This window comes from Streptomyces sp. LS1784 (assembly GCF_020103755.1).
Taxonomy (GTDB): domain Bacteria; phylum Actinomycetota; class Actinomycetes; order Streptomycetales; family Streptomycetaceae; genus Kitasatospora.
This window is the reverse complement of the sequence record NZ_JAHSQD010000714.1, coordinates 1-3,665: the sequence shown is the minus strand read 5'-3', so window position 1 is coordinate 3,665 and position 3,665 is coordinate 1. Positions and strand designations below refer to the sequence as shown.

Below are 3,665 nucleotides of genomic sequence, written 5' to 3'. Positions count from 1 at the left end.
GGGCGCGCAGCAGTTGGCGGGCCAGGCGGTCGGCGCACTCCTGCGGGTCCCGCCGGGGCGCCGCGGCGGGGGCCGGGCCCGGCCAGGTGTCGCCGAAGGGCGCCAGTTCCGCCAGCAGCTCCGCCCGGTCCTGCGGATCGCCCGAGGGGCACCACAGCACCGCCTTCTCCCACCATTCGCGCAGCAGGGCGGCCGGGTCGTACCCGTCCAGCGCCGGCTCCCCCGGCTCCCCGGGCTCCAGCCCCAGGTCCCGCCCGTCGAGGACCGGGACGTCGTCGCCCGGCTCCACCAGCAGCGGCCACAGCCCCGAGCGCGGGTGATCCCGGTGCAGCCGCTGCCACACCCCCTCCGGCGCCGGCCCGTCGCTCACCCACAGGGCGGGGGCGACCTGACGCCCCGGCAGCAGCGGCGCCGTACGGCCCTCGGCGCTGCGGTCGGGGAAGCGCCCGCGCAGGGTGCGGAGCAGTTGCGAACCGATCATGCGCCCACGGTAGGGGTACGCACCGACAGCCCCGGTCGCAGGGCTGGGCGGGGGCGCGAGGACGGGTCTCCAGGCCCGTCCTCGCGCCCCGCCGCCCCCCCGGGAGGCGGCAGGGCAGAGGGGGCGGGACGGCGCCGGGCTGGGCGCACCGCAAGGCGGAGCCACTGCGGTGGGGACACCTCTCCGCCGGACCCCGAGGGCCGCCCCTCCCCGCAGGCGGGAGTTCGAAGACGGCTAGCGGCACTCGTAGTGGCTCGGCCGGCCGTCCCGCAGCACCAGTCGGCCGAGCCGCGCGGCCTCCTCGCTGCGCATCAACTCCCGCTCGCCACCGGTTCGGTGGAGCACCGCGGAGTGCCAAGGCGTGGTCCAGGCATCGGCGGCCGCCAGCAGCCGGATGCCGAACTTGGCGGTTCCGGCCGGCTGCGGGTGGATGGACAGTCGGACGGCGTGTGGATGGTGCTCGGCGATCAGCTCGCCCCAGGCGCGGCTGCGCTGGATCACGCCGTAGGCGCGGCGGCGGCACTCCCGCTGGAGGGCGGAGCGGGTGCCGGTGAAGCCGACGGTGTCCTCGGTGAGGAAGCGGGTGATGCCCCGGTAGAGCCGCAGGGTCTCCTCCTCGGTCAGCACCTGCTCGCGCAACTCCTCGACGCTCGGCGCGTACCGGGCGTGCACCCGGGCGCGCTTCTCGTCGTAGGGGAGGTCGCCGAGGACGGCCCGCAGGTCGAAGGTGTCGAGGTGGGTCAGGCCCTCGCGGGCGATCATGGAGGTCAGGGCGTTCGAATAGGCGTCTATGTGGTCGTCCGGAACGTTGATCAGGTCGCCGAAGACATGCCCGTCCGAGCAGATCAGGATGCGGGCACCGGGTGCGTACAGGCGGCCGATCTCCGCGCAGAGTCCGTCGAGGAAGGTCAGCGAGAGCCGTTCGCCCTCGTCGGGAAGGTGCCCGAGCACCTTCGCCGGGTTCGGCGACTTGCAGGGAAAACCGGGCAGGGTCAGGGCGATCGGTTCGCCGGCGGCGATGAACTTTGTCAACTGCGCCAGCTGGAGCGGGAAGTGCTCCGGGCGGGCGTCGAGCTCCGGGTCCGCGGCGCGGCGGTGCGGCATCAGCAGGCCGAGGACGCGGGCGGCGAGCCGTTCGGCCGAGGGGCGGTCTTCGAGGGCCGGGGCAGGGGTGGCGGGGGTGGCGCCAGGGGTGATGGCGGCAGGGGCGGTGCCGACGGGCGGCATGGTGGGTCCTCCACGGAAGGTGGTGCGGTACGGGCTGCGGGCTGCGGGCTGCGGTTCAGGGACTGCGGGCTGCGGGCGGGCGGAGCCGGGTGGTGCCTGGTGCCCCGGGGGTCAGCGGCGGCGGTCGTAGGCGACCGGCAGCCGGTTCACCCCGCGTGCCAGGACGGCGGGAACCCAGGCCAGGTCTGCCAGGCCGTCGCCGGGCGCCTCGGCCGGGCGCAGACCGGGCAGTCGGCTGAGCAGGGTGGCGAGGGCGACCTGGAGTTCGGCCCGGGCCAGCGCGGCCCCGGGGCAGTAGTGGATGCCGTGGCCGAAGGCCAGGTGGGCGTTGGGGGTGCGGTCGAGGTCGAGGTGGTCGGGATCGGGGAACTGCGCGTCGTCGCGGTTGGCGGCGCAGAGCGAGACGATCACGGAGTCTCCGGCCGGGACGGTGGTGCCGAACAGATCGCTGTCCTCGGCGAAGAACCGCCAGGTGGTGAGCTCGAACGCGGCGTCGTGGCGCAGCAGTTCCTCCACCGCCCGGGCGAGCCGGCCGGGCTCGTCGACGCCCTCGCGCAGCCGGGCGAGCTGCTCGGGGTGGCGCAGCAGGGTGACCAGCATGGTGGTGATCTGGTTGGTGACCGGCTCCTGCCCGGCGACCAGCAACTGGAACACCATCGAGTCGAGCTCCGCGCGGCTCAGCTCGCCCGCGTCATGGGCGGCGACGAGCCGGCCCAGCAGGTCCTCCTGGGCCACCCAACCGGGTTCCCGGCAGTCGGCGCGCTTGCGGGCGACGACGTCGGCGATGTACGTCTGGAGGCCGCGCAGCCGTGCCTCGTACGCCGGACGGCCGGGGTCCTGCGGGCCGACCGGCTGGACCACCTTGCCCCAGTCCCGGTCGAAGCGCTCCGCCAACGCGGACGGCAGGCCGATGACTTCGGCGAGCACCCGAAAGGGGTAGTGGGCCGCGAAGCCGGCCACCAGGTCCGTGCCGCCGGACTCGGGCAGCTCGTCCACCAGCGCGTCGGCCAGCTCCTGGAACCGGGGGCGCAGCGACTCCACCCGGCGCGGGGCGAAGGCGTCCAGCACGAGCCGACGCATCGAAGTGTGCTTGGGCGGGTCCTGGTGGAGCAGGTGGACCTGCAGCTGCGAGTGCTGCGGTTCGGGCATGATCGACGCGAGTCGGCGCCAATTGTCGTTGCCCAGAGCGTGGTTCTTGCCGAGACGGGGGTCGTTGAGGGCCGAGTGGGCGGCCCGGTAGCCGGTTACCAGCCAGGCGTGGATGCCGCTCGGGAACTCCACCCGGTGCACCGGCCCGGCCTCGCGCATCCGCCGGTAGAGCGGGTACGGGTCGCGCTTGTACTCCGGGCCGTACAGCGGGACGGGGGAGGGGAGCCGGTCGTGCCCGTACGGGCAGCGCGGGGTGTCGGGCGTGGCGTCGGTCATCTGGGGGTGATCCTTCGGTGGTGCGGGGCGGGTGGTTGTCACGGCGTGCGGCGTTTCGGGGCGCGGGGTGCGGGGTGCAATGGGCGGGGGTGCTGTGCGTCGGGTGCCGGAGTCAGCTGCGGTCGCCGCGAGTGTCGCGGTGGTGCAGGGCGAGCAGGACGACCGCCGTCGCCGCGACCAGGGCGGCCAGGGCGATCCCGGCGCGTGTCCCGGTGGTGTCGCGGGTCCCGGCGAGGGCGGCGGCGGTGGCGAGGGCCGGGCCGAGAGCGAAGCCGAGGCTGCGGGCGAGCTGGACGGCGGAACCGGCGGTGGCGAGCTTCCCGGGCGGGGAGGCGGACATCACCAGGGCCTGGGTGGGGCCGCCGTTGAGGCCCATCCCGGCACCGGCGAGGGCGAGTCGCGCGGCGATGTCGGGGGCGGACCAGCCGGCGTCCAGCGGGACGAGCAGGGCCAGGCCGAGCGTGGTGACGGCGGCGCCGGTGAGGGCTGTGGGCCGGGCGCCCCAGCGGTCGGCCAGCCGGCCGCCGACCCG

The 3,665-nt window shown here is 75.3% G+C and carries 3 protein-coding genes and 1 pseudogene; all 4 read right to left on the bottom strand.

All coding sequences use genetic code 11. The features are described from left to right. Positions 1–481 (bottom strand): annotated as a pseudogene (locus KS423_RS41100) (hypothetical protein); the annotation flags it as partial. A gap of 234 nt (positions 482–715) precedes the next feature. Continuing rightward, a complete protein-coding gene (locus KS423_RS41095; RefSeq protein ID WP_374120145.1) occupies positions 716–1,708 on the bottom strand; it encodes an L-tyrosine/L-tryptophan isonitrile synthase family protein in 993 nt (330 codons plus the stop codon). A gap of 111 nt (positions 1,709–1,819) precedes the next feature. Next, positions 1,820–3,133: a cytochrome P450 gene (locus KS423_RS41090; RefSeq protein WP_224284834.1), complete on the bottom strand. Its 1,314-nt coding sequence runs from the start codon at positions 3,131–3,133 to the stop codon at positions 1,820–1,822. A gap of 112 nt (positions 3,134–3,245) precedes the next feature. Next, positions 3,246–3,665: MFS transporter (locus KS423_RS41085; protein WP_224284833.1), on the bottom strand; the 420-nt coding region annotated here is incomplete at its 5' end.